Source organism: Limnobaculum xujianqingii (assembly GCF_013394855.1).
GTDB lineage: Bacteria > Pseudomonadota > Gammaproteobacteria > Enterobacterales > Enterobacteriaceae > Limnobaculum > Limnobaculum xujianqingii.
This window is the reverse complement of record NZ_JABMLK010000002.1, coordinates 441,750-466,186: the sequence shown is the minus strand read 5'-3', so window position 1 is coordinate 466,186 and position 24,437 is coordinate 441,750. Positions and strand designations below refer to the sequence as shown.

General features: G+C 42.4%; 21 protein-coding genes. 8 read left to right on the top strand and 13 right to left on the bottom strand.

All coding sequences use genetic code 11. The annotated features are described in order from the left end of the window. Positions 1-244 precede the first annotated feature (244 nt). The 4 genes from arsA to GOL65_RS15880 form a co-directional block, all read right to left on the bottom strand. Entirely contained in the window at positions 245-2,011 is a 1,767-nt protein-coding gene (gene arsA / locus GOL65_RS15895) for an arsenical pump-driving ATPase (RefSeq protein WP_130592188.1), read from the bottom strand. A gap of 50 nt (positions 2,012-2,061) precedes the next feature. Then, a complete protein-coding gene (locus GOL65_RS15890) occupies positions 2,062-2,418 on the bottom strand; it encodes an arsenic metallochaperone ArsD family protein (RefSeq protein ID WP_130592189.1) in 357 nt (118 codons plus the stop codon). A gap of 102 nt (positions 2,419-2,520) precedes the next feature. Beyond that, positions 2,521-3,090, bottom strand: coding sequence for a sigma-70 family RNA polymerase sigma factor (locus tag GOL65_RS15885; protein ID WP_228723132.1), 570 nt, complete (start codon positions 3,088-3,090; stop codon positions 2,521-2,523). Continuing rightward, on the bottom strand, positions 3,080-3,370 hold the full coding sequence (locus GOL65_RS15880; RefSeq protein WP_130592190.1) for an ArsR/SmtB family transcription factor: 291 nt from the start codon (positions 3,368-3,370) through the stop codon (positions 3,080-3,082). The genes GOL65_RS15885 and GOL65_RS15880 overlap by 11 nt, the downstream gene beginning before the upstream one ends. Before the next feature lie 252 nt (positions 3,371-3,622). Between GOL65_RS15880 and GOL65_RS15875 the strand changes: the two genes are divergently transcribed. The 3 genes from GOL65_RS15875 to GOL65_RS15865 all read left to right on the top strand — a co-directional run bounded on the left by GOL65_RS15875 (position 3,623) and on the right by GOL65_RS15865 (position 9,421). After that, positions 3,623-5,605, top strand: coding sequence for an ATP-dependent nuclease (locus GOL65_RS15875; RefSeq protein WP_140919648.1), 1,983 nt, complete (start codon positions 3,623-3,625; stop codon positions 5,603-5,605). Next, positions 5,589-7,637, top strand: a complete 2,049-nt coding sequence (locus tag GOL65_RS15870; protein WP_140919647.1) for a UvrD-helicase domain-containing protein — start codon at positions 5,589-5,591, stop codon at positions 7,635-7,637. The genes GOL65_RS15875 and GOL65_RS15870 overlap by 17 nt, the downstream gene beginning before the upstream one ends. 578 nt (positions 7,638-8,215) lie before the next feature. Next, complete coding sequence (locus GOL65_RS15865; protein ID WP_140919633.1) at positions 8,216-9,421, top strand: winged helix-turn-helix domain-containing protein; 1,206 nt, start codon at positions 8,216-8,218, stop codon at positions 9,419-9,421. Positions 9,422-9,478: 57 nt separating this feature from the next. On the opposite strand, the gene dcuC is transcribed toward GOL65_RS15865, so the two are convergent. The 5 genes from dcuC to GOL65_RS15840 form a co-directional block, all read right to left on the bottom strand. Next, positions 9,479-10,837 carry a C4-dicarboxylate transporter DcuC gene (dcuC, locus tag GOL65_RS15860; protein ID WP_140919632.1) on the bottom strand — a complete coding sequence of 453 codons (1,359 nt, stop codon included), beginning with the start codon at positions 10,835-10,837 and terminating at the stop codon, positions 9,479-9,481. Continuing rightward, entirely contained in the window at positions 10,834-12,087 is a 1,254-nt protein-coding gene (gene pepT / locus GOL65_RS15855) for a peptidase T (RefSeq protein WP_140919631.1), read from the bottom strand. Before pepT ends, dcuC begins: the two co-directional genes overlap by 4 nt. 657 nt (positions 12,088-12,744) lie before the next feature. Further along, the gene (locus tag GOL65_RS15850) at positions 12,745-13,590 is read right to left on the bottom strand and encodes a hypothetical protein (RefSeq protein WP_140919630.1); all 846 of its coding nucleotides are present in this window, start codon (positions 13,588-13,590) and stop codon (positions 12,745-12,747) included. A gap of 205 nt (positions 13,591-13,795) precedes the next feature. Further along, positions 13,796-14,884: a porin gene (locus tag GOL65_RS15845; RefSeq protein WP_140919629.1), complete on the bottom strand. Its 1,089-nt coding sequence runs from the start codon at positions 14,882-14,884 to the stop codon at positions 13,796-13,798. 273 nt (positions 14,885-15,157) lie between these two features. Continuing rightward, positions 15,158-15,637 carry a hypothetical protein gene (locus tag GOL65_RS15840; RefSeq protein WP_140919628.1) on the bottom strand — a complete coding sequence of 160 codons (480 nt, stop codon included), beginning with the start codon at positions 15,635-15,637 and terminating at the stop codon, positions 15,158-15,160. A 276-nt stretch (positions 15,638-15,913) separates the two neighbouring features. Here GOL65_RS15840 and GOL65_RS15835 point away from each other — a divergent pair, with 276 nt between their 5' ends. The 3 genes from GOL65_RS15835 (at position 15,914) to GOL65_RS15825 (ending at position 18,151) form a co-directional block, all read left to right on the top strand. Further along, entirely contained in the window at positions 15,914-16,330 is a 417-nt protein-coding gene (locus GOL65_RS15835; protein ID WP_140919627.1) for an ACT domain-containing protein, read from the top strand. Positions 16,331-16,473: 143 nt separating this feature from the next. Next, on the top strand, positions 16,474-17,022 hold the full coding sequence (locus GOL65_RS15830) for an HdeD family acid-resistance protein (protein WP_140919626.1): 549 nt from the start codon (positions 16,474-16,476) through the stop codon (positions 17,020-17,022). Positions 17,023-17,227: 205 nt separating this feature from the next. After that, the gene (locus GOL65_RS15825) at positions 17,228-18,151 is read left to right on the top strand and encodes an HNH endonuclease (protein ID WP_140919625.1); all 924 of its coding nucleotides are present in this window, start codon (positions 17,228-17,230) and stop codon (positions 18,149-18,151) included. Between the two features lie 53 nt (positions 18,152-18,204). Here GOL65_RS15825 and GOL65_RS15820 read toward each other — a convergent pair whose 3' ends face one another. The 4 genes from GOL65_RS15820 to GOL65_RS15810 all read right to left on the bottom strand — a co-directional run bounded on the left by GOL65_RS15820 (position 18,205) and on the right by GOL65_RS15810 (position 21,711). Continuing rightward, entirely contained in the window at positions 18,205-18,372 is a 168-nt protein-coding gene (locus GOL65_RS15820; protein ID WP_179038451.1) for a hypothetical protein, read from the bottom strand. A gap of 216 nt (positions 18,373-18,588) precedes the next feature. Further along, positions 18,589-20,667 (bottom strand): AsmA family protein, encoded by a 2,079-nt coding sequence (locus GOL65_RS15815; RefSeq protein ID WP_140919624.1) that lies wholly within the window; start codon positions 20,665-20,667, stop codon positions 18,589-18,591. 494 nt (positions 20,668-21,161) lie between these two features. Next, complete coding sequence (locus tag GOL65_RS22285; protein ID WP_228723131.1) at positions 21,162-21,362, bottom strand: hypothetical protein; 201 nt, start codon at positions 21,360-21,362, stop codon at positions 21,162-21,164. Further along, entirely contained in the window at positions 21,334-21,711 is a 378-nt protein-coding gene (locus GOL65_RS15810; RefSeq protein ID WP_228723130.1) for a hypothetical protein, read from the bottom strand. Before GOL65_RS15810 ends, GOL65_RS22285 begins: the two co-directional genes overlap by 29 nt. A gap of 252 nt (positions 21,712-21,963) precedes the next feature. On the opposite strand from GOL65_RS15810, the gene GOL65_RS15805 reads away from it, so the two are divergent. Together GOL65_RS15805 and cfa are read left to right on the top strand one after the other, a co-directional pair. Beyond that, the gene (locus GOL65_RS15805; protein WP_140919623.1) at positions 21,964-22,791 is read left to right on the top strand and encodes a hypothetical protein; all 828 of its coding nucleotides are present in this window, start codon (positions 21,964-21,966) and stop codon (positions 22,789-22,791) included. 415 nt (positions 22,792-23,206) lie between these two features. Beyond that, positions 23,207-24,358: a cyclopropane fatty acyl phospholipid synthase gene (cfa, locus tag GOL65_RS15800; protein ID WP_140919622.1), complete on the top strand. Its 1,152-nt coding sequence runs from the start codon at positions 23,207-23,209 to the stop codon at positions 24,356-24,358. Positions 24,359-24,437: the final 79 nt, after the last annotated feature.

Sequence of the window (24,437 nt, the reverse complement as noted above, 5' to 3'; positions counted from 1 at the left end):
TACCGAAATGTATATTTATTAATGAGAGGGAGAATTTAAATAACAAATTGATTTATATTAATTATTATCAATTCATAAATTTTCTTTAACTTTGACAAGCATCACAAATCACTTACCAAAAATGAAAAGATACATCCGAGTTATCGAATGTGTAATACGAATCAGTTACATCAAGGTGAGAAAGAAATGACAATACAAACATGGCATATCTGATTGATACGCCATGTTTGTATTTATAGTGGAATTAGAGATTATTGGCCAGTTTACTCAGTTGCTCTACGCCTACAGGCTCTATTGCCTGCTGAGAAATAACCGCAACTTGATTTGCATAACGTGTTTCCACATCCCTAATCAGTGGTAGCTCACGGTTCGCCCGGGTAATAAGAAAAGGTGAACTTGGAGCAGCGGCAGCCAAGCTGCCATTTATCACCCATGCCCAAGGTTCAATATTTGCCCGGCGCAAATCCTCTTGTAGATTAGCGGCTTCCAATACCGGTGTTGTTTCAGCCAACGTAACTATCATAACCTTCGTTTTTTGAGGGTCCTGTAGCTGCCTCATTGGCGTTAAAACATCTTCCCCCCCTTGTCCCATCTGACGTACCATTTCTCTATGATAGGCACCTGTAGCGTCGAGTAACAGTAGCGTATGACCCGTCGGAGCCGTATCCATAACAACAAATTGATGGTCAGCTTCTTTAATAATTCGCGAGAACGCCTGAAATACCGCGATCTCTTCGGTACAAGGTGAACGTAAATCTTCCTCCAATACGGCTAATCCCTCAGCATCAAGTCCTTTACCTTGATTATCCAAGACAAACTGACGGTATCTCTCTGTCTCCGCTTTTGGATCAATACGACTGACCGTCAGGTTATCCAATGAGCCATCCAGCGTATAAGAAAGATGAGCGGCCGGATCAGAGGTAGTCAAATGGACTTTATGGCCACGTCCTGCCAGTGCAACGGCAACGGATGCAGCGACGGTGGTCTTACCTACTCCGCCTTTTCCCATCATCATCACTAATCCATGACCTTGTTTACTCAGATCAGAGACCAATGTTTCAAGAGGTGGAAAAGCAATATCCTCAAAAGTTGCCCGGTTAGTTTCAAGGGAGTTCTCAGTGACCGGTGAAAACAGTGCACGCAAAGATTCAACGCCCATTAAGTTAAACGGTTTTAAAGCCAGCTGAGTTCGGGGTAAATTAGCCAAATTCTCAGGCATTTCATTTAGTGCACGAGCCTCTCGCTCAACAATACTTTGAGCCAACGCGTCATTCTCTGCCGCTTCTGGTGGAAGAACGCCATTAATCGCCAAATGCTGTTGTTGAATACCAATATTATAAAGCTCCTCATAGGTATGAGAGACCTCTTTTAACGTAGAAGATTGGGCTCTAGCCACCAATACCAAGCGAGTTTGTTCCGGATTGGACAATGCCGCGACGGCATCTGAATATTGAGTTTGATTCTTCTCAAGCCCAATTAGAGGCCCCAAATTAGCTGCGGCATCTGGATTCGCATCTAGATACCCTGACCAGGCTCCCGGTAACTCCAACATCCGAATAGTATGTCCAGTAGGTGCCGTATCAAAAACAATATGATCAAAACGCTCACGTAAATCAGTATTCGTCAGTAAATCAGTAAACTCATCAAATGCAGCAATTTCAGTCGTACATGAACCCGATAATTGTTCTTCGATACTGCTGAGCACATCAGCAGGCATCACATCCCGTACGGGATCTAACACTCGGTTACGATACGCTTGAGCAGCAACCATTGGGTCGACTTCCATTGCGGATAGATTATTGACCTTTTCAATCTCAACAATCTGATGTCCTATCGTTTGATCAAATACCTGCCCGACGTTTGATGCTGGATCGGTACTTACTAATAAAATACGCTTTCCTTGATCTGCTAGTGCTACCGCTGTCGCACAGGCTAAAGAGGTTTTACCTACGCCACCTTTACCGGTGAAAAAGATAAATGGCGGCATGTTTTGCAAAAATAGTGGTGTCATATTCTTTACCTATCAATTCTTATCTATTAATTAAAGTTAATCATGGTCAATTACGGCATACGTGGAACGTTGCAGCATGAAGGAGGAAAATCCTCAGTCGATTTATCGACATCAACGCCAGACCAGCGCTTCAATTCATCGCGTACCGGCAATCGCCCAGCGAGTACGATTTGTCCATTGACCAGTACCAATGGCAAAGATTGTTGACCTGAGGTAGTAAGAAAGTCCTTAACCACGGCATTTGAGACAAAGGCCGCAGGCTGTTTCAGCAAATTAAAGCGTTCGACATGAATCCCCTGCTCTTTGCACCAGTCCATATCCGCATTGAAAGCTAATGATTTCTCATCAACCACAACGCTACTGGTTGCACAACATCCGGCAGGTTCATAAATAGAAATGGTATTCATCGGTATTTCTCCTCAGTGAATTAAATTGCTCTTGATAAGCTTCACTGAGGTAAACGTATGAAATGGGAAAAGGATGCAAAAATTATTTATAAAATCGAAAATTTATTGATCATCGTGTTTATGACAACAAATGGAGGTGTCATCGGCAAACTCAATCTGACACTCTGACAACATGATCTCTTTTAACTTAAGCCGGGCTCGAAGCAAGCGTGACTTAAATGCAGGTAGGGTTAGCCCCATCTGCTCAGAAATCATTAACTGTGGAAACCCCTCAATATCACATGCCTGTATAATGTATTGGTCTTGCTCCGATAACTTCTGCAAGGTTTGAGGTAGGCACGTCGTGAGTTTTTCAATTGGCTGCGTATCACGGTCTAATACTGGTAGTTCTTCAGATAACTCCGTGAACTCCCTATTTTTACGCCAGTTATCAATCAACATATTCCTTGCTGCTTTAAACAACCAGGCGCGAGGATTGTCCATCGAACAAAAACTGTCGGCAATGGTTCGCGCCTTTAAAAACAGGTCTTGCAAGTAATCTTTTGCCTGCTCTCTGTCGCCTAAACGGCCAAGAAAAAACAGGTAAAGTTCCTGCTCATGTTGACGCCAGAAGGTTGCCATACAATGATTAAATTGTTCAATATCGCTCAGGTCGTTAAGATTATTTTTCATCTACACAGCACTCATCCGTTAGAAAAATCATAAGCTCATTGAGTAAATCATACTCTGGAATACAGTAAAGCGTCCGGCTTACTCGATGTTGTCGGATCAAACCCACTGAGATCAGCGCAGACAGATGATGGCTGAGTGTCGAATTAGGTACACCCAGTTTTTCCTGCAACTCTCCAACCGGTGTTCCCTCCTTACCCGATTTAACTAACTGCTTGTAAACCCGTAAACGCGTTGGATGGCCAAGCTCTTTCAGGAGATTGGCCGCATCGTCAATGTTCATAGCACCTCCCAACAAACCATATTTCCATTATTCTAGAAATATAGTTAAATGTCTACTATTTCACTAAATCGCAAGTAACTGATTGTTCCAGTGGGCTTGTATTCCGTCTTTGGATCAATATCACAGATAGAAAATTGTAAATAGGTGTAAAATCAAAGGTTAAGTAATTGTTGATTCACCGCAGTACTAGAGGCCTAACAACCTTGTTGCATAGGCGTGTCTCATGGGCGTTGTCATTAAGTAGGCTTTAATTTGTACTTATCACATATTGAAATATCAAACTTTAGGCTGTTCCAGCATTTACATTTGAAGCTAAACCGAGGCCTAAATGTCTTAGTTGGAGAGAATGACTCTGGCAAAACGGCATTGATCGATGCAATTCGGTATACACTAGGCACAAAATCCAATGATCGGGCCTATCTTACAGAGCAAGACTTTCACAATGATGCTGATGATTTAAAAATAAAACTAAAATTTTCTGAAGTAGCATCTCATGCTCATCGCTTTGTCGAACATATTTCTCATGAAGAATATGAAGATGAGAACGGTGAAAAAAAACTCCGTTCAGTACTTTATGTTCAGCTACACGCTCAAATTACGGGGTTAGAGAAAAGAGGCTATCCCTACATAAAGACCGAATTACGCTCAGGCATAAACGGGAACGGTTTAGCCGTTGAGTCTGAGATCAGAGATTTTCTCGCCTCAACGTACCTTAAGCCACTAAGAGATGCCGAAGTAGAACTTTCTAGTGGTAGAGCCTCTCGTTTATCTCAAATACTGAGCTCCTCAAAAGACATTATAGAGGGAATGGAAAGCATTCTTACTATCGTCGCTAAAGCAAATGATGAGCTTCTTACTGACGATGCGGCATTGAAAAAATCGGCAGAAAACATTCAGCAAAAATATCTCCATAAGCTTATTTTTGAGAAAGATAAATCAAAACTTGGTGCATTTATTGATATAGCGGGCATTAAAGAAGAAGACCTTTCCAATCTACCAAGACATATCCAAAAACGTCATTTACGCACCTTATTGGAAGGATTAACGTTATCTCTTACTAATGACCAACGAACACATGGGCTTGGTTATCTCAATCTTCTTTTTATGGGTGCTGAGTTATTACTTTTGGAGCAAGAAGCAAACAACGAATTCCCTTTGCTTCTCATCGAAGAGCCAGAGGCACATCTTCATCCCCAACTACAGATGAAGCTCCTTCAGTTTATAAACAAGACAACTAAAACTGAAAAGAAACCAGATGGAGTACAATGTATTCTGACAACTCACAGCCCTAACATAGCATCTAAAGCCGATCCTGCCGAAATCATCATGTTATCGGAAGGGGGTGCTTGGCCGCTTGCTGTAGGTGAAACAGAACTTGCTAAGGATGATTATCAATTTCTGAGGAAATTTTTAGATTCAACCAAAGCTAATGTTTTTTTTGCTAAAGCAGTCATGCTTGTGGAAGGTGATGGTGAAAATATCCTGCTACCTGAATTAGCAAAATTATTGGGACGCCCTTTAGAAAATTATGGCGTATCTATTGTCAAATACGACAATAGTGGCTCATGGAAGCGCTTTGCCAGATTATTCTTAAGATCCGGCCAAGATGAAAACCAAACCGCATGGCATCCGACAAAAGTATGCGTACTTAGGGATCTTGACCTTTGGCCAGATTGTGCCGAAGAAAAAGATGACGGTAGTAATCCATACGGATTTAGAAAAGAGAACAGCAGAAACCAAGCCTATTGGCGAAGAAATTGCCCCGACGACCAGAAAAGAAAAATTGAACATATCGCTCAATTAGATAGGCAGAATGTTGCAGTCAAAATATCGGATGATTGGACGTTTGAATATTGCCTGGCTAAATACGGTCTTTTTGGCGAGTGTTATGAAGCTATCGTTGGCTCTAATACAGGAATTGATGACATCGTTGGCGATGATGATACCAAAGCAACATTCATTCTTAGCCAGGTTTCAAAAACTGACTTTGCATATGAACTGTCTCGCATTCTTCAAAAACAACAAGAACAAAAAGTTGATGCAGCGATAGCTTCTCTTAGTGATGCTGATGCCAGTAATAACGATATTTCTAACTCGGTCCAAACACGGGCAAAAACCGAATTTGCAGTTGAACTCAGACAGAAACTTCCAAACTACCTTATTGAAGCTATTGAATATGTAACAGAGCCAATTGAAGAAGAGCCCGAGGAGGTGCGGCATGCGGCACTCACTTGAAGGCCTCATTACACATGATGACATTACCGAGATAGCCGAAACTGAAAAACTTATTCTTCAGGATGATATTCGCATTTCTATTTTGAAGGCTATGCACTCCATTGATGTACAAGCCTGCCCCGGAAGTGGAAAAACAACATTGATTGCCACAAAACTCATTCTTCTGGCTAAAAAGTGGAACTATCCACACCAAGGGATATGCGTCCTATCTCATACCAATGTGGCTAAAGATGAGATCATTGACCGCCTTCAGCGCTCAAAATCAAAAGTTGCACAGCGTCTACTGAGCTACCCACACTTTATCGGTACCATTCAGGAATTTGTACACCGCTTTTTAGCTCTTCCATATATAAGATCTAGTGGTGTTAGTGATATCACGGTAGACAATGACACCTACGCAAAACAAGCAGTGAAGCTCCTTGAATTAGCTCAGTTTTCCTGGTTTAAAGCGACATTGAGTGGATTAGGAAATACGGAAAAACAGGAGGCCTTTTTTAGGGGATCATTTAGATATATCTCACAGAATGGTGAGGAAATAAATATTGATAAAAAATCCAAAGCTTGGAAAAGCGATAATAATTTCCAAAAGGCAATCAGTGATCTAAATCGATTAAAAAATTATTTGGATAAACGAGGTGTATTCCTTTTTAGAGATATGTATATACAAGCCGATAAAGCATGTACAAATAATATTGAATTAGCTAAGGTGATAAGAACAAGATTCCCATTTATTTTGATTGATGAGATGCAAGATACACAAAAATTCCAAGATGAACTTTTATGTAAAATTTTTCCCTTTAATCAAAATTCGATTATTCAACGTTTTGGAGATCCAGACCAATCTATTTTTAATAGCATTGGAACAGAAGAGCCTAATCAAAGCTTCAACGGTAAGTTGCGAGACCAAATGGATTATATAATTCATAAATCTCATCGTTTTGATGGGGCTTTATCTGAAAAAATCAATAGATTAAGCTTCAATGAAATCCCTTTAGAAACTGAATTAACAGAAACAAGTTTATTAGATAGAGCACAAGCACATATTTCTGGTAATAAATTCACTCATACCATTATTCTTTTTAATGATGATACTTGTGAAAAAGTAATTGAGTATTTTGCTCAGATTATTTCAAATCAATTCGCAGATAAATATAAAAAAGACAAAAAATTTACGGTAAAAGTTGTTGGTGCGGTTGGTGCAGAAATAACGCCAGATAAAGACCAATTCAGATTAGGTCATTATTGGCCTGATTTTGACAAGGCAAAATCGAAGGTTAACTTCAAAGAGTCTTGCTTTATAGATGCCGTTCGTCATTGTCAACAAAATTCATCTATCGATTTAGCTGATAATTATAAATTCTTATTAACTTGCATCCTTAAGATTATGCGAATGAGTAACATCACAGATGACGATGGTCGCAACTTTACTAATTCGACTCTACGCGAATATTTAATAAAAAAAGATAGTTGGGCTCGCTTTCGCAAAGGATTATTTTATTTACTCACTGAAACCGAAGCAACGCAACCTATCCGTTGGGTGCAAGCATGCTCGATACTATCCTCTTTAATTGGACTCTTAGATATTTCGGCAGAAACTAGAGAATATATGGCATTTAATGAAAGCACTGCCTCCAGTAAACCTATGCGAACAGAGCAAGCCCCGACATTAGCTTCTTCGAAAGACAACACTATAAGCCACGTAGATGGCTTCCATATTGAGCTTTCAACAATACATGCGGTTAAAGGTGAAACTCATGATGCGACACTGGTCGTTGAGACAAAGAATCACACATTTGATATGCAAGCTATGCTGCCATATTTGACAGGAGAGCTACCAAGTATTGCACATCCTAATTCCAATCTGAAAGATAAACCAAATTCACGCAAATCAAATAAAGTATTTATGCGGCAATTTTATGTCGCAATGAGTAGACCAAGGCATCTACTATGTTTAGCCCTGCACGCAGACCGTATATCAGATGAGCAAACTCAGTTGCTGCGGGAATCTGGATGGCAAGTTGAGACTATATGATTTGTTTAACTCATTTCCTGAGCATGGTTTGAATTCAACTCCCCAAAATAGCTCAGTTCAACTCCTGAAATGACCCAGTTCAACTCCCGGTAGGCTGAATATTTATGCTTCAAATTTGTTATGAAAATGGTTAGACTTCGTCATATAGCTGAACTCAGCTATCCCGGCAGTATATTAAATATTCGGCCCAGAATACGGCCCAGAACAACTTAGAGACTATTTTATGACCCATTTAAATCAATGGGTTATGTGTGGAGTTAAGTGTCCGCCAGCTCCACCACATAACCTTCCGAGGACGTCCAGACAAGTCCTTAAAAGTACCGAAAACCGTATCTTCTCAAGGGGATACGGTTTTTTTGTGTCCAGACCAATCCGTACACATCCTTACCCTTCTATGAAAAATAGGCCCGGGACGTTTTTGCTCAAATATTCTGGGCTCATTATTTTTTCAAATATCTGTACTGAAAAAACGCTGTCATCACGTTATTAGCCTATTTTCTATATGACTTGTAGTAACATTAACCACAACGCTAATTATGCGTTATCCATAGTCCGGAAAGAGTATATAAGGATTTATTATGGTTGATACGTTATCACTAAAACAAGCCAGGAAAATCGTGTTACTGAGCCAGGCGCTTCCGAAAACAATTTCTCACAAAAGTGCCGAGAAGGCGACGATAGCAGCTATCAATCAACTTGGTTATATACAGATTGATACGATTTCTCGTATTGAACGGGCTCATCATCACACGCTATGGAATCGCGTTAGCGGCTATAAACCCGATATTTTAGATTCTCTTCAACAACAACGTAAAGTATTCGAATATTGGGCACATGCAGCTGCATACCTGCCAATAGAAGACTTCCGTTATTGCCGCATTAAAATGCTTCATATGACGGAACATGAAAAGCCCTGGCATCCTCAGGCCAAGAAGATTAAGGCTGAAGTGCTTGCCCGCATTAAGGCCGAAGGCCCGTTACAATCAAAAAACTTCGAAGATAAAAGCCACAAAAATGGCCCTTGGTGGGATTGGAAGCCTGCCAAATCGGCTCTGGAGCTGTTGTTTCTACAGGGTGAGCTGATGATTGAACGGCGTATTGGATTTCAAAAAGTGTTCAATTTGACTGAACGGGTATTACCTAACCATATTGATACTACCCTACCTACCCAAGCTGAATATGCTCAGTATCTGATTAAACGTTATTTACAGGCTAACGGTTTAGGTAGTGAATCTGAGTTTAGCTATTTACGTCAGGGTATGCAGCGGGCCATCCGGCAAGAGTTATTACACATGCTTGAGGCTGGGGACATCATCAAATTACAGCTGGGCGAAAACGATTATTATGCTGACAAAGAAGCACTGCAATTGCTTAATAAAAACGTGCCAAAAGCCGATGTAAAAATTCTTTCTCCCTTTGATAATCTCGTCATCCAGCGTAAACGTCTCAAAAATCTGTTTGATTATGATTATCAACTTGAATGTTACCTAAAGCCTCAAGATAGAAAATTTGGTTATTTTTGCCTGCCAATTCTATGGCAGGGTGAATTTGTCGGGCGAATGGATGCTAAAGCCGACCGACAAAATCGTACGCTTATTATCTATAATTTATTTACTGAAAAGCGATTCAACAAACCTGACGCATTTGTTCTTTCTCTAATATCTGCACTTAATAGTTTTAGCCACTTTAATCAATGCCAACATTGGGAAATTCAGCAATGCAACGATCGCAAAATAGCAGAGATGATTTGTGCTAGTCATGCTCACTATCAAGGTAATGATTAATTGAATAATCAAAAACGGCGGCAGGAAACATGGCCGCCATTTCGCTTTTATAAAACCTTAATAGAACAGACCAATAATCAGCGTATGAACCACTAATCCAATCAACAGTGGTACTGAAGTTCTTTTTACCACCTCGAACGGCTGCAGCTTAGCACCGCTGGCAACGGCGATCACTACTCCGGAAACCGGCGACATAGCCCGTCCCATGTGAGATGCTTGTTGCATTGGTAGGATCATCGCCGTAGCGTTAGCCCCCATTGATTCGGCAATCTTAGGGATAAGCTCGACAAAGGCCAGGAACGGCGCATTACCAGAGCCCATAATGATTGCCGCAGCCAACGTAACGATAGCAAATACAATTGCCATAGCAAATGGCGGTAATCCAACCGCTTCTGCCATTAGAATCATTTGATCGATAGCGCCGATACTCATGATGCCATGAGCAAAAGCCCCGGCGGCTACCAACAGGCCGACTACATTAGCAAAAGCACTGCCCATTCCGCCGAGAAACTTATTAAAACCGGCGCTAACCTGTTTAAAATCCCGTAATCGCAGTAGTTCTATTATCATGCAGATAAACATGGCGATCAGTACGATAGTCACTACATGTAACCTGACGCCGGAGACAAAAATCGGCGAGAACCCCACTGCCATAATGATAGGTAACATCGGCAATAGAGCATAAAAGCCCGGAGCATTCTTACCGGTCTGCTCTTCAACGTCAGGTAATTCTGCAACTAATCCCTGCTTGCTATCGCAATAGCGTTGCCAAAATACATGGGTAATACCAACAACCAGTACCGTTGCTACTGCCGCAGGCCCCTGATAATTTAATACATATTGTACTACTTCCATCCCTGCCGCCTGTGAGCCTCGAATAGCATCAATAGCGGTCGGCGTATAGGCAATGCCTAATGAAGTGGCGATAACCCCTGCTGCAGAAGCGGAAGACAACCCAAGGCCTAACATAATCGGGAACATCGTGCCCATCAGCAATACCGCCAAACCTGTAGCAGAGGGGATCGCTAACTGTAATACGCTGGCTAACAGGTAGGAGAAAAACAATAGAATATAAGGTGAACGCAGCTTGCGTAATGGCCTGGTGGCAACCCTGACTACCGCATCATTGGCACCAATATGGTCCATATAATGGGCAAAACCCATCAACGCCATAATCATCAGGCCCAAATCGGCAGCCCGGGTACTGAACAGCCACTTAGTGACCTCAAAAGGATCAAACCAGCTGATACCGGTACTTTTTACCGATTTAGGTAACAGCTCGCCCCAACCGGTCACAAGCGTACAAAACATCAGCAGCAGGCCTGCCGCCAGCAATACAGGCTCTGCTTTATAACCTTTTAAAATTAACCGGGCGACTACAACGATGACCAGTAACGCAATAATAATCTGAATCATTGAGCACTTCCTTGGGCGAAACGGTTATGGGTTTGCTTAATGACTTCGATCACTACGTTGCTTGCAGCCTGCAGTGATTTCACCGGCAGATATTCATAGATGGAGTGAAAGTTATGCACCCCGGTAAACAGATTTGGGCAAGGTAGGCCTTTTTGCGATAGTGCCGCTCCGTCATAACCGCCGCGCATTGGGATGACTTTCGGTTCAATACCACAAGCCTGATAAGCTGCCAGAGCGATATCAATTGGGAAGCGATTTTCTCCCTGCAGACTGTTATAAACGTTAGCGTAACGATCTGCCAGATTGCAAACCACACTGCCCTCTCCCCATAATCCAGCGCAGTTTTCCGCCAGTTTACCGAGAAATTCCATACGCTGACGGTAACCTTGCTCAGTGAAGTCGCGGACGTCCATCTTCAATACAGTCCTGGCGCTATTGCCCTGCATTTGCTTAACCCAGTAGTAACCCTCACGACCTTCGGTATACTCCGGTGCTTCGCCTCCCGGCAACATGGCAATAAACTTATGAGCCATAAGCAGCGAATTCTTCAGTTTTCCCTTGGCGGACATCGGGTGTGCTGACTGACCATTAAAAATAATGTCCGCATCACCAGCGTTCCAGTTCTCATAAACCAGTTCACCAACGCCACAGCAATCAAGCGTGTAAGCGAAATCTGCACCGAATGCCTGTACATCAAAGGCTTTAGCCCCACGCAATCCCTGTTCTTCGTCGGGAACAAAACCTACCTTTACCGGTCCATGCTTGATTTCAGGGTGTCCAATCAGATATTGAACCGCATTAACGATAGATGCGATAGCCGCTTTATCGTCAGCACCGAGCAGACTGGTACCGTCAGTAACAATCAGTTCATCACCGATATAGTCCGCCAGCTCAGGAAATTCGCTCTGGCGCAGAAAAATATTTTTCTCTTTATTCAAACAGAGATCGCCGCCTGAATAAGGCAAAATCTGAGCATGAGCATCACCAGTGTGTTCAGCACTAGTATCCAGATGGCCAAAAAACGCCACCGTTGGTAGCGAATAATCGACATTAGAAGGTAATAGTGCGGTAACAATCGCCCGCTCATTTACCTGAACATTCTCCATGCCTAATGTCCGTAATTCTTCCGCGACCTTCTGCGCTAATACCATCTGCCCGTCTGAAGAGGGCATAATACCTGCTGCCCCCTTTTCACGATTGGTTGTAGTATTAATTTTTGTATAAGCAATAAAGCGGTCGATGATATTCATTAAACAACTCCTATTAGAAGCCAAAAATAAGGTTGATTATAAATACTCTAAGTTTCACTCAAAAACTCTCTACCAAATCAATAATTAACAAAAAAGCATTGTTTAATGGATTTTTATTTCTTTACAAAAAAATTAAATGAATGATGATTTCAGCTCACCAGAAAAAGACATTTAATCAAAAATGTTGATTAATTTTATATATATGATAATAAAAATCATTAATTACAGGATATTGGTCTAATCAACAATTATCATAGAATTAGATTAGGAATATGATTGATAAAACAAGAATTAATTAGTTTATTGAACAAACAATGGCCTTGTTGGAAGCTATTGCGATAGAAAGATTAAAGCAGGTTAATAGACCTTTTAGAACGTTTAGGGTTACATCACATGTCATAGTATCCGCTATGAAGCCGGATAAACGAAACAAGCAAGTCCGCTGATTTCGTTGAAGGATAACACCCTAAATCATGAAGATGACTTTCATATTTAGCTATCAACAATACATACGATTAAAGGTGAAACTTATGATGTGACACTAGTCGTTCTGACAAAAAATCACACATTCGAACTACAAGCAATGTTGCCAAACGCTAAGTATCTTAATTCCAACCCTATCGAAAAAACCAAGCACACGTAAATCAAACAAAGTTTTCATGTGGCAGTTTTATGTCGCAATGGGTCGTCCAAAACACCTACTTCATCAAAAAACTTATAGTCATAAGGAAAAACATCACCACCCTTTTTTGTACAAGTAATAAAATGCCGATACATAGTCAATTCCTCAGCTTCTGCCAACGATAAATCATATTCCTTAAGCCTTTCAAAAGCTGCGTCTGACTTCTGATTTAAATCAACATCACCCTGTGCATTATAAAGGAAGCCATCCGGGCACTCGAAATCAAAACGAAAGCGTGTTCGCCATTGAGAATTAGAACCCCAACCTTTAGATAAATCATGTGACTCACGATGAGCTCTCAAGTATGCCCAGTAGATTTCTGCATTGTTAACCAATTCGAGATTAAACATCGACGGAGACATGCTAATAATCACTCCTCCTCTGTGAATTAACAAATGCCCGAGCATTAAAGCAGGATAGCGAGTATCCAATATATCGAAATTTGATTCACTGCATTCAGCTCTTATTATTTCACAATAGAAAGTGCTAAATACTTTAGACTCCGTTGCCGTTAGTCCAAGACGTTGAGCAAAATAGATATATTGAGCTTGAGATAAAGGAATAGCACTTTTATCAAAACTAATGTCTTCTTTATATTGAAATTTCTCTGTTAAACAATCTAATACACGCGAGAGTGCATATAGTTCCCATGAAACTTCATCAGGTATAAGCGAAATATTATCTATATCCGCAGTCAATTCGCTAACTTGCTTCATGAAATTAGAATAATAGTTTTCATTTTCCTTAAGCCAGGGAATTAACTCATCTTTAAATAAATTATTCCCTTTGTAGTCCAGAATTTTAAAAAATAATTCTCTCATATACATTTAATTTTTTTTAGTTTTATATAAGCACTGATTATCTGAAGGATGTTAAATACTGGCAACCATTTTTCTTCGCTTATGACTCTTATCCGCAAAATTAGCATCAAAGATAACTCAGTCTAAAAACTATAAAAAAAGGCGCATATCGCGCCTTTCCTCAAACTCCAGCCACTCACCAACCCACCAGCAAGCAGCCCATCAATCAAAACTGATAAACAAACGCCACCGATACAATATCATCCGCCGATATTCCAGCTTTCTCAGTGAAAGTGCTGCTATCAAGCATATTGATCTTATAGTCGACCTTAGCTGTGAAGTTGCTATTGAAGTGGTAGTTGGCACCAACATCAATATAGTTAACCAGCTCTTCGCTATCGTAAATTTTGCCACCTATGTCATGCCCCAGGTCTTTACCCTTAGAGTAAACCCACGCCAGCGACGGTTGCAGACCACAGTCGAACTGATACTGAGCCACCAGCTCTACGTTTTGAGTTTTGTTAGCAACGAAATCGTCACCATACAGGTTCATGTTGTAGGTTTGACCATAGATAGCAGCCAGATACACATCATTAGCATCATATTTAACACCAGCACTTACACCGTTAGCACGATCGCCAAGGTGGTCTTGCGACTGGTCATAAGTACGGTCAGATGAAGCATAAGCAGCACCAACAGAAAGCCCCATGCCTAAATCATAGGTGGTGGACATACCCCAGCCGTCGCCGTTGCGATCGGTTTTATTACGGTCTCCGGAGTCGTTACGGCCCTGATACTGAACGGCAAAGTCCAGACCATCAACGGCGCCAAAGAAGTTTTTATTACGATAGGTAGCCAGATTACCAGCACGTTGAGTCATAAAGACATCGGTTTGCTGATAGGAGTCGCCACCGAACTCAGGCAGAACATCGGTCCAGCCACCAACGTCATACAGGATCCCATCGTTACGACCGTAGTCGAGAGAACCTGCATCACCAAATTTAATACCAGCGAAGGCATAGCGGGTGGTAGAGCTATTGTCACCGCTGCCTTCACTTGAGCTGGCTGTCAGCTCAGTTTGATAGTAACCATAGCCAATAATTTGTTCGGTAACCTGTGTTTCACCACGAATACCAAAGCGAACGAAGCTGTTATCGCCGTCTTCGCCTTTATCATCAGAGATGTAGTGATTACCTTCGATTTGTCCCGAGAAGTCTAACTTGTTACCGTTTTTGTTATAGAGTTCGGCCGCATTTGCTGTACCCACCACCATCATAATAGGTAACAGCCCTGCCAACAGTTTTTTGTTGTTCATTATTCGTTTCCTTGATTGATCCTGCCTAAATATCAACTGTTGCGCTGCAGAGGAAAACTAAACATCAGACATGAGTCTTTATCCTCAGCATCGCGTTTTATTGAATCAAACAATAGGTTAATTAACAACACATAATGATAATTATTTTCATTATCATTTGAGAGATGAAGATCTGATCTTATGGAGAAAGGTTTCCAGTCGGGAATATTGATACGCTAAATACAGTAAAGGGGCTTTCGCCCCTTTACTAACATCATGATGAACACTTACCAATCAATCGTCTTTACGATCGTCTGGCTTTGCATCCGAGCTCTGCTTGTCGCCTTTAGCTTTACGGTCGCCCTTCTTGCCATCAGAACGCTTTTTGTCACCCTTAGCTTTACGTTCTTCAGAAGAGTTTTTATCGCCCTTTGCTTTACGATCTTCCGGTTTTACGTCAGAGCGCTGCTTATCACCCCGTTCTTTACCATCTTCTGATTTAGCATCCGGACGCTGTTTGTCGCCTTTATTTTTACGATCCTCTGAATTTCTGTCCGGGCGGTCGCCTTTCTCTTTACGCTCATCCTTGTTGGCATCAGAACGTTTGTTATCGCGCTTGTCTTTACGGTCGTCCGACTTACCATCAGAATACCTTTCGCTCTGCTGCGCATCCTGAGGTTGCGGTGCATTATCTGACTCAGCAAATGCGCTGAAACTACCGGTTAATAATGTAGCGCTAAATAGTCCGATAACAATAGCTTTTAATTTCATCATATTTCCTTATTAGTGAGAAAATGCCCTCTACGCGATTCAAAATATACTAAGGCATTTCTCCGTCAATGTGCTTTACACATCCTTGACATAATTTTCGTTTTCTTATCGCTTGATATATAGAAATAATTTAACCAGGTAATAATAAAGCAGAGATTATAGTTATGATTATTTTAGAATATGATTTTAGCCATAAGTTATCCTAATCCCCGAGTAAAAAGTTTAATTACCCATATCCGAATAATATCTCTATCCTGCTGGCAATTAAGGAGAATATCTATGCAACCAATTAAACAACTTAGCACTCTGCTCTCTTCCATGTCACCAGCATTAAGCAGTGAAACTTACGTGTTTTGCACCGTAGTGGAAGCGTTTTCCGAACAGCTTTTCAGATTCAAACCCAAAGGGCTGTTTGTGGAACAGGAAGGCATAACGCTGATTATTACTCAACAAACGGCATTAGCTCATCAGTTGACCTTTAGTGGTACTTTCCGCCAGATCACCTTAACAGTGCACTCAAGCCTTGAGGCTGTAGGCCTAACTGCTGCGGTGTCTAAAGCTTTAGCGGATAACAATATCAGTGCCAACGTTGTGGCGGCCTATTATCACGATCATATCTTTGTTCCGGAACAAGATGCCGATCGTGCGTTAAATACGTTGATTGGATTACAGAAACACCATGCAAACCTGAATTAGTCTGCCCTCCTGATATTCGCATATTTTAAATAACATCATGTGGTAAACGGCCTGATGCAATCAGGCCTATATTTATTGATGTAGCTATTCATAACTCACTACATAAATTGAATATCACCATCTGAATGATATGGGGAATAAATATGAGACAGGAAATATTGGGAGTACTCTCCCGAAACTGGTGGGTATTAATTATTTATGGCGTGATTGCCATTTTATTTAGTATTGCTGCATTAACCGCTCCGTTATCAACCGCAATATCGGTGGCCTGGGCCATTGGTCTGTTTGCCCTGCTGGAAGGGGTAATTACTATTGTTTCGCTGTTTACTAACCGAATTGTGGTTTCTAAAGGATGGTTATTTGGTTATGGGGTTATTTCCATCATTTTTGGTGTGCTAGCCCTTTATAACCCGGCAGCCACTGCCAGCATTCTGATGATCTTTTTAGCAGTATGGCTAATTATTGGTGGTATTTACCGCATTCTGTTTGCTATTCAGGTTCGTAACCAGATTCAGGGAGAATGGATGATTATCCTCAGCGGTGCGCTGGCGATTATTCTGGGCGCGTTGTTGATGGCACAACCAATCGTTGGATTGGTGATTACCACCATTTGGCTCGGGGCGATTGTTTTGATGTATGGGGTATTGCAGATTTATGCTGGGGTTAAGTTGCGGGGGATTGGGCAACATTAATCAATCGTAATTAATAGTTTTGCCCTAAAGACTGTATTCGGGAGGATGCGGTTTTTAGGGCTTTCACTTCTTTATCATTTCTCATATTTAATCTTACTCATTAAATACTATATAAATAATATAGTTATTGTCTCTTTACTCGTTCCACTCACCTGTTCAACTAAGTTAAACTATTACTCCTTCTTCTCCAATAAGCGAGTATCCCATGAAAAAACGTTTCTTCTGGGTAAATCACAAACAAACTGGTAAGCAAGAAAGAGAAAATAATTACATTTGGGCACCCAAAACCAAATCAAATGGCGCAAGAAATGTTCCCTATGACAATCTACTTAAGGTTAGAGAAGGAGATATTATTTTTTCCTATTCATCTGTTATTCAGGCTTATGGTGTTGCAAAGGGTATAGCTTATTCAGCAGAAAAACCAAATGAATTCGGTAAAGCGGGAGACGCTTGGAATAAAGATGGTTGGAAAGTTGATGTTAAATTTCATGAGGTAAAACACAAAATCAAACCCTCTGATTATATCAATCAATTAGCCCCTTTATTGAATGCAAAACACTTCCCCATTAGTCCTAAAACGGGCTTTGGCATGCAAAGTTGTTACTTAGCAGAAATCAGTGATGAATTAGGTTTATTACTCTTATCCTTAACTGAAACCGAAAGTTTTGCTGAATCATTCATTTGTCGTGATGTTGTTGCTGAACAAGAAGAAATAAATCTCATCGAAGAGGACAAAAACCTAACAACAACAGAAAAAGAACGCCTAATATCCTCCCGAGTTGGTCAAGGAGCATTTAGAAAAGACGTCATAAAATTAGAGCCAATATGTCGAGTAACAAAAATTAGTGATACTACATTCTTAAAAGCTAGCCATATTAAACCTTGGAGTGAATCGAACAATTTAGAACGATTGGATCCCTACAATGGATTAATGCTTGCACCACACGTTGACCACTTGTTTGATAAGGGGTGGATAAGCTTTGCTGACAATGGTGACATGATGGTTAGTCCGCAACTTAAACCGCAAGTCTTCTCTCAACTTGGTTTGAAAAAGTGCAATGTAGGATCTTTTTCTGCTAAGACATGCCGATATTTAGATTGGCATCGAAGTGAACTCTATAAGAAGTAATCAAACTATCTAGAATAAAAAGGATTGCCCCCACAATCCTTTTTAACTTATCGTTACTCCCCCAACACCTTATACAACTCCCTCAATCTTTCCTGCAGCACAAACATCAATGCTTCACGAGTGGCGAGGTTTTCAGTATTTAACGTGGCATTAATCACGGCTAAACACTGAACGGTAATATCTTCAGGGGTTAAAGAATCTTGTTGGGTAAGTTCGTTCATGGGCTAACTCCAGAAAGTAGTGAGAAATAACCCAGAAAGTTGTTCGGGCTGCAAATCCCGGCATCCCAACTCAGGATGCCCCGCCACTATACCAACCCCAAAACCACCAGCAATCGACCTTTTCAAATTCATACCAACAATGCGAAGTATCTCGAAAAACTATGCAATATGCAGATAAAAGTCGCTAACCATCGCTTATCTGCATTCCAAATAGTTTTACTTAGCTTTAGCGCCTTTCTTTACCACTACTGATTTGCCCTTTGGCTTATCCTTCATTTGTTTTAATACCTGCCCACACTGATTCTCTTCCCCTTCACTTGGTGACACCAGCGCCAGTAAGGCGGCTGCCGGAGCAACAACCACACCCAAAGCCACTGCCGCAGCACCCCGGGCAATTAGCGGCGCGGCTTCTACGCCCGGTTGTGGATTCTTAAACGTGCCTTTCACATACAGTGGAGAGCGCAATGTGAGTAAGCGCATACCTTTACTTTGCGGATCGATAGATAAATCCAGCCGTTCGGTAGCAAAATTGGTTTGGCCGGTGACGTTGATAATGGCGTTTTCAGTATCAAACACCAGCAAACGTGGGGATGCGAGCCCGTCACGAATATTCACGTCCGCCGCCACGCAGTTAATTTTTACTTCATCATCACCAAAGATTTGCGAAACCAGATAGTTGCCGACATTGAGACCAAGAATCTCCATCAGACCCCGACTGATCATGCCTTCATTCATTAGCACGCATAAATCACCGCTGCTGCTGCCTAACAGCGCGGCAACTGAATTACCCCGCCCGGTTAAACTGGCATCACCGTTGATTTGTCCACGACTGTTCTTCATCATCTCCACATCAGGCAATAGCTGCTTCAGCTGAAAGCGTCGGGCATGCATATCAACCTTTCCCTGCATGGGATTTTTACTTCCATCCAACCGGATGGTGGAATTTAAACTGCCTCCCGCTACGCCAAAGCGCAGAGGATCCATCAGGATCTCACCGTTATTTAGTATCAGATGGGTATACAGATTATTTACCGGCAGTGATTTTCCATGCTCAATGTACTTCGCTGTGAACTTTACGTCCGCATCCATCACATCCCAGCTTTTGGTTTCGAACGGTTCAACCGGCAATACTTTATCTGCTGGCTGAAGGCTTTTCTCACCCCGCTGCTTTTTCTGCTTGTTAGAGTCTGCCCCGATTAACGGTGCCAAATCAGCGAAAAGTAACTGTTTAGAGACTAACTCCCCTTTCAGCACCGGTCGCGGTTTGCTGGCAGTATACTTCAGGTTACCGTGAATATCGCTGCTGCCAATCTTGCCGTTGAAATCCTGATAATCAAAAGTAGCACCACCTTCCCCATGCACATGAGCAATCAGACGACCATTGGTTGAATAGGATGGAGTATTTGGCAGCAATACGCCGGTTATGCCATACAGATTGCCTAAACTACGACCTGACAGTTTGAGCTGCAAATCTAACGCACCGAGGTTCATGGGGTCCGTCAGCGTTCCCGCCAGTGCAATACGGGTTGTGCCTGAACGAACATCCGCCTGCACCGGGAATGGGCGCTCTGCGCTTCTCAGAGACAACATACCACCGACTTTACCGCTGCCGTTCAGCGGTTCCCCGTTGTATTTGCCTTCTACCTTCCAACCAAATACATACTCCGGCACGCTATTTGTCTGCGGTTTATTATCACTTCCGGTGACTTCATTAAAGGGTAACGGTTTACCCAAGGGATCGATAACTGCCTGCACATCCGCTTTCAGAGTGGCATCTTTAAAATCCACCTTGCCGCTATCAAACACAATATCATTAATATTCACTGACCAGCTTGAAGGCGGTGCGGAAGGATCGGTCTTATTGGCTGCGAAAGTCCAGTTATTATCACCATTGGCTAAACGCTGAATGGATGCATAGGGTTGCTTCAGCCAGATACGCTGGATATACAGTTCTTTATGCAGTAATGATAACGGTGATATTAACGCTTCAACTCGCTGTAAGGTCACCATATTGTCGCCGGGGATCTGCGGAGGATTACCTAAAACAATATCTTCAGCATGCAACATTGGCCAGGGAACCCAGCGCCGCCAGCCTGTTTCATCAGGTTGTCGCTGCCAGTTAACCCCTAAATCACCGCGAATGGCAAACGGCCGGTGCAGCTCCGCAGTCACTTTCTCATTAATCGTTGGTTTCAGGCGATTCAGGTCAAAGGTCGCTAAAAAGATCAGGATTGAAGCTATAACAACAACAATGATTCCACCCGTCCAGCTCAGGACTTTTCCTGTTCTGTTCATCCCACTCTCCCGGAAGCTGTGTGCTGCCCCTTCAGAGGTGATAACAACAAATTTCAGGGGCAATAAATCAGAAGTACTGCATTAAGCCTAGTTGAGAAATGGCTAAAGTTCATATTGTTGGTGGGCCAGAAGAGAAGATAAGCAATCAATACTGAAGCATATTGCTAGTAAAATCACGAAGTCTATCGTTGGGAGAGACGGGTGTTGGGGTCGACTTGGCGTAAGCCAACGACAAACAGGCTTCGCCTGTTTGAACAGCGCTCGCGCTGGCCCGCAGGGTGAAACACCGTAAGGTGTTTCATAACCGCCCCTAACCCGGCTAGGCCCAACGCACACTGAAGCTGTGTACATGGCCCTTCCGGCCGAGCATTCAGGTTAGATGAGTGCTTATCATTTACGGCCGGAATATCCACTGAAATTAAACAAATTTGTCTGTACTAATTATCGTGTTACCACCGGTTTTTTATCGCCGGAAGAAAATTTCTTCTATAACCTTACACCGGTCGATCCAATTTACCAGCAGCATCCTCCAGCAACTTATCCAGACTGGAATGCAGCAGCTTAGACTTCACTTCTTTGCTTTCCGTGGTCAGCTTTGAACCCACTTTTTTATCCATGGTATAGATAGTCACTTTTCCCGGCTGATGGTCGTAAATCAGTAAACCATCAACCCCATGCCCCCTTACTGTCTTCAAATTTATTCAGGACGCTTTGCATTTTCCGTTTGGCTGCATCATCCCCTTTCACCGCTTTGCGCAGTTCCTCAACAGACAACCCTACCGGCGTGGAGTAGAGATAGAGCACATCTACATCACGATCTGCATCTTCACCGCCACACATAAAACAATATTCCCTTTTTCCATCAGGTAATGACGCCATTTTCCTCAAATCAATCAGCAACTTTTGACCATCCTGATAGGGTTCTTCCGAGATATCCAGAAACACCAGCCAGTATGGTCCCGGCATACCAGCATATGCCGAAAAGCTACAACCCAACGTCAAAGCAAAAAATAACGAGTAAATAAACTGCCTTATTCTTTCCATCATATTGTCCTTAATAAATAGAGATAGCTCACTATAGCCGTTCCCATTACCACGGGAAATGACACTTTCCTGTTACCGTCAGTAAATGGATTAAAACCTGACAGGTAACATAAAACATCGCGATAAAGAAAAACACAATATTGTCGATACGATCGAGTTTTGGTTAAAAAACAATGCCTGATATTTGATTTTTAATTTGATTTAGATAACGTTAAAGCCTTGTATTTTGCTTCCCGAAAAAGGAATTGAGCAATGTTCGGCTTTGGTAAAAAGAAAGATAAAGAAATCATTCGGGTTCAGTTTATTGAAAGCGGTCAGGAAAACGCTTTTGCCGCTTCCGAGGTGCCGATTGATCAACTGCCTGATACCTTTGAAATCAATACAACTCTGAGTATCGCCGGGGATGAATGGACGGTGGTGAGCGCGGAACCACCACGCAAAGCCGAATTTCGTAAAACCGGCTCACTGGTGATTACGCTGGCAAAATACCAAGTGACACAGATTGATCCTGCGAAAATCCTCTACAGTTTGCCCACCATCAGTTCAGACTTACCGGGAGTGGAAGCAGCAACCTCACTGGAAAACGTTTTGGTGGTGTATGAAGACGACTGGCGCCAGTTTGAGTTTCTTTCAGCCCGACTGGAAAATGAAATCCGTCAGGAGCTGGAAGATACCCTTAACATCTACCAAACCCAACATGATGGTCACGGTTTTAAGCAACTTCATGTTCGCCGTCGGGTTGATATACCGCTACCTGAAAAATCACTTTCCCTTTCAGAACTGGAGAACTTCTTCAGTCTGGAAAAAACCTATGATGGCATCGCATTCAGCAACGCGGCGGCTACGGTAGTTAACGGTTTCGCCCGGCAAACTGCATCGGGTTGGATCTTCTGGGGTCAGACGGATAATGCCGGTTATATCACCACGCTGTGCCTGAGACCGGGAACACACACGGAATCTGCCGCCATAGCACCATTAATGGACGATTTCGTAAAACAACACCAGTTACTGTTGGTGGACTGGGTACAGGTATTCTTGTGCGGTGAAGGGGCTGAAAGTTTTGACCGATATGGAGAGTAACCCTTTTTTCCTGATTGATCTGGCCGGCAGAGCGTCAACTCTGCCGCGCTTTATTCACCAGCTGATTATTTCCCCTAAATCATTGCGTTACCCTGCATGATTAAAAAAACATCAAAGGTGATGCAAATCACGTCTTGAGTCTTGCTTTTAGCCGCTCTATACTCGAAAAACCACCATACATAACATTATTAAAACGTTTATCTTACAAACGCCTTGCAGGCGATGGATTATCGCCCCTGTTTCTATCATGGACTGGTTCACCGGTTTGCTGCTTGCCTCCGGATTTTCTCTCTGTTTCTAAACCAAAAATAGGTTTTCATCGTTGGTGGCTTACCTGCCCTCAGGTATTTACTCGCCGTATCCGTTATATCGGGTGTGCCTTAAGGCAGTGACCAGATAAAGTTATGGAGAAACTATGAGCTCATCATGTATTGAAGATGTCAGCACTCAGGATAATCCGTGGTATCGAATTATCAGTGAGTTACTACAACAGGCTGATATTGAAATTAACGGTTCACGTCCGTTTGATATTCAAGTTCACCATCCCCAGTTCTTCAAACGCGTAGTACAGCAAGGCTCCCTCGGGCTGGGGGAAAGTTATATGGACGGATGGTGGGACTGCCAGCGCCCCGATATGCTATTTCATCGTATCCTGCGTTGCGGGCTGGATAAGAAAGTCCCTCATCATATTAAAGATTTTCTGCGTATCGCCACCGCCCGCCTGATTAATCTGCAGTCAAAACATCGCGCCTGGATGGTTGGCAAAAAGCACTACGATTTAGGTAACGATCTGTTTAACCAGATCCTCGATCCCTATATGCAATACTCCTGCGGTTACTGGAAAGAAGCGAATACGCTGGAACAGGCTCAGCAGGCAAAACTCAAAATGATTTGTGAAAAGCTTCAGCTAAAGCCGGGAATGACCCTGCTGGATATTGGCTGTGGTTGGGGTGGGTTATCCGCCTATGCAGCGAAAAATTATGGTGTTTCAGTGGAAGGGGTAACCATCTCTGCCGAACAGCAAAAGCTGGCACAACAGCGCTGTAGCGGGTTGGATGTCGCTATTCTGCTGGAAGATTACCGCGACTTACATAATCAGTATGATCGAATTGTTTCAGTAGGTATGTTTGAGCATGTCGGGCCGAAAAATTATCACACCTATTTTGATGTGGTTGCGCGTAACCTGAAACCGAACGGACTGTTTTTATTGCATACTATTGGTTCTAAACAGACCAAGGTGAATGTCGATCCATGGATCCATAAATATATTTTTCCTAACGGCTGCCTGCCTTCTGTCACCAATATTGCACAGAACAGCGAAAAACATTTTGTGATGGAAGACCTGCATAACTTTGGCGCTGACTACGACCATACACTAATGGCCTGGTATAAAAGATTCATTCAGGGATGGAGCGAGCTTTCCGGGCAGTATGATGAACGCTTTAAACGCATGTTTACTTACTATCTGAATGCCTGTGCCGGTGCTTTTCGTGCCCGGGATATTCAACTGTGGCAAATTCTGTTCAGCCCTAAAGGGGTTGAGGGTGGTATCCGCGTTCCACGTTAATCTTACTTCACTATTATTCATCACCATAAAAACAAAAACCCGCACACCAATTGGTTAACGCGGGTTTTGTTATTAATAG

What these genes read in the sequence shown, in the direction of transcription:
- arsA (WP_130592188.1), bottom strand. Translation starts at nt 2,011, where the DNA reads ATGACACCACTATTTTTGCAAAACATGCCGCCATTTATCTTTTTCACC.
- GOL65_RS15890 (WP_130592189.1), bottom strand. Translation starts at nt 2,418, where the DNA reads ATGAATACCATTTCTATTTATGAACCTGCCGGATGTTGTGCAACCAGT.
- GOL65_RS15885 (WP_228723132.1), bottom strand. Translation starts at nt 3,090, where the DNA reads ATGAAAAATAATCTTAACGACCTGAGCGATATTGAACAATTTAATCAT.
- GOL65_RS15880 (WP_130592190.1), bottom strand. Translation starts at nt 3,370, where the DNA reads ATGAACATTGACGATGCGGCCAATCTCCTGAAAGAGCTTGGCCATCCA.
- GOL65_RS15870 (WP_140919647.1), top strand. Translation starts at nt 5,589, where the DNA reads ATGCGGCACTCACTTGAAGGCCTCATTACACATGATGACATTACCGAG.
- GOL65_RS15865 (WP_140919633.1), top strand. Translation starts at nt 8,216, where the DNA reads ATGGTTGATACGTTATCACTAAAACAAGCCAGGAAAATCGTGTTACTG.
- dcuC (WP_140919632.1), bottom strand. Translation starts at nt 10,837, where the DNA reads ATGATTCAGATTATTATTGCGTTACTGGTCATCGTTGTAGTCGCCCGG.
- pepT (WP_140919631.1), bottom strand. Translation starts at nt 12,087, where the DNA reads ATGAATATCATCGACCGCTTTATTGCTTATACAAAAATTAATACTACA.
- GOL65_RS15850 (WP_140919630.1), bottom strand. Translation starts at nt 13,590, where the DNA reads ATGAGAGAATTATTTTTTAAAATTCTGGACTACAAAGGGAATAATTTA.
- GOL65_RS15845 (WP_140919629.1), bottom strand. Translation starts at nt 14,884, where the DNA reads ATGAACAACAAAAAACTGTTGGCAGGGCTGTTACCTATTATGATGGTG.
- GOL65_RS15840 (WP_140919628.1), bottom strand. Translation starts at nt 15,637, where the DNA reads ATGATGAAATTAAAAGCTATTGTTATCGGACTATTTAGCGCTACATTA.
- GOL65_RS15835 (WP_140919627.1), top strand. Translation starts at nt 15,914, where the DNA reads ATGCAACCAATTAAACAACTTAGCACTCTGCTCTCTTCCATGTCACCA.
- GOL65_RS15830 (WP_140919626.1), top strand. Translation starts at nt 16,474, where the DNA reads ATGAGACAGGAAATATTGGGAGTACTCTCCCGAAACTGGTGGGTATTA.
- GOL65_RS15825 (WP_140919625.1), top strand. Translation starts at nt 17,228, where the DNA reads ATGAAAAAACGTTTCTTCTGGGTAAATCACAAACAAACTGGTAAGCAA.
- GOL65_RS15820 (WP_179038451.1), bottom strand. Translation starts at nt 18,372, where the DNA reads ATGAACGAACTTACCCAACAAGATTCTTTAACCCCTGAAGATATTACC.
- GOL65_RS15815 (WP_140919624.1), bottom strand. Translation starts at nt 20,667, where the DNA reads ATGAACAGAACAGGAAAAGTCCTGAGCTGGACGGGTGGAATCATTGTT.
- GOL65_RS15810 (WP_228723130.1), bottom strand. Translation starts at nt 21,711, where the DNA reads ATGGAAAGAATAAGGCAGTTTATTTACTCGTTATTTTTTGCTTTGACG.
- GOL65_RS15805 (WP_140919623.1), top strand. Translation starts at nt 21,964, where the DNA reads ATGTTCGGCTTTGGTAAAAAGAAAGATAAAGAAATCATTCGGGTTCAG.
- cfa (WP_140919622.1), top strand. Translation starts at nt 23,207, where the DNA reads ATGAGCTCATCATGTATTGAAGATGTCAGCACTCAGGATAATCCGTGG.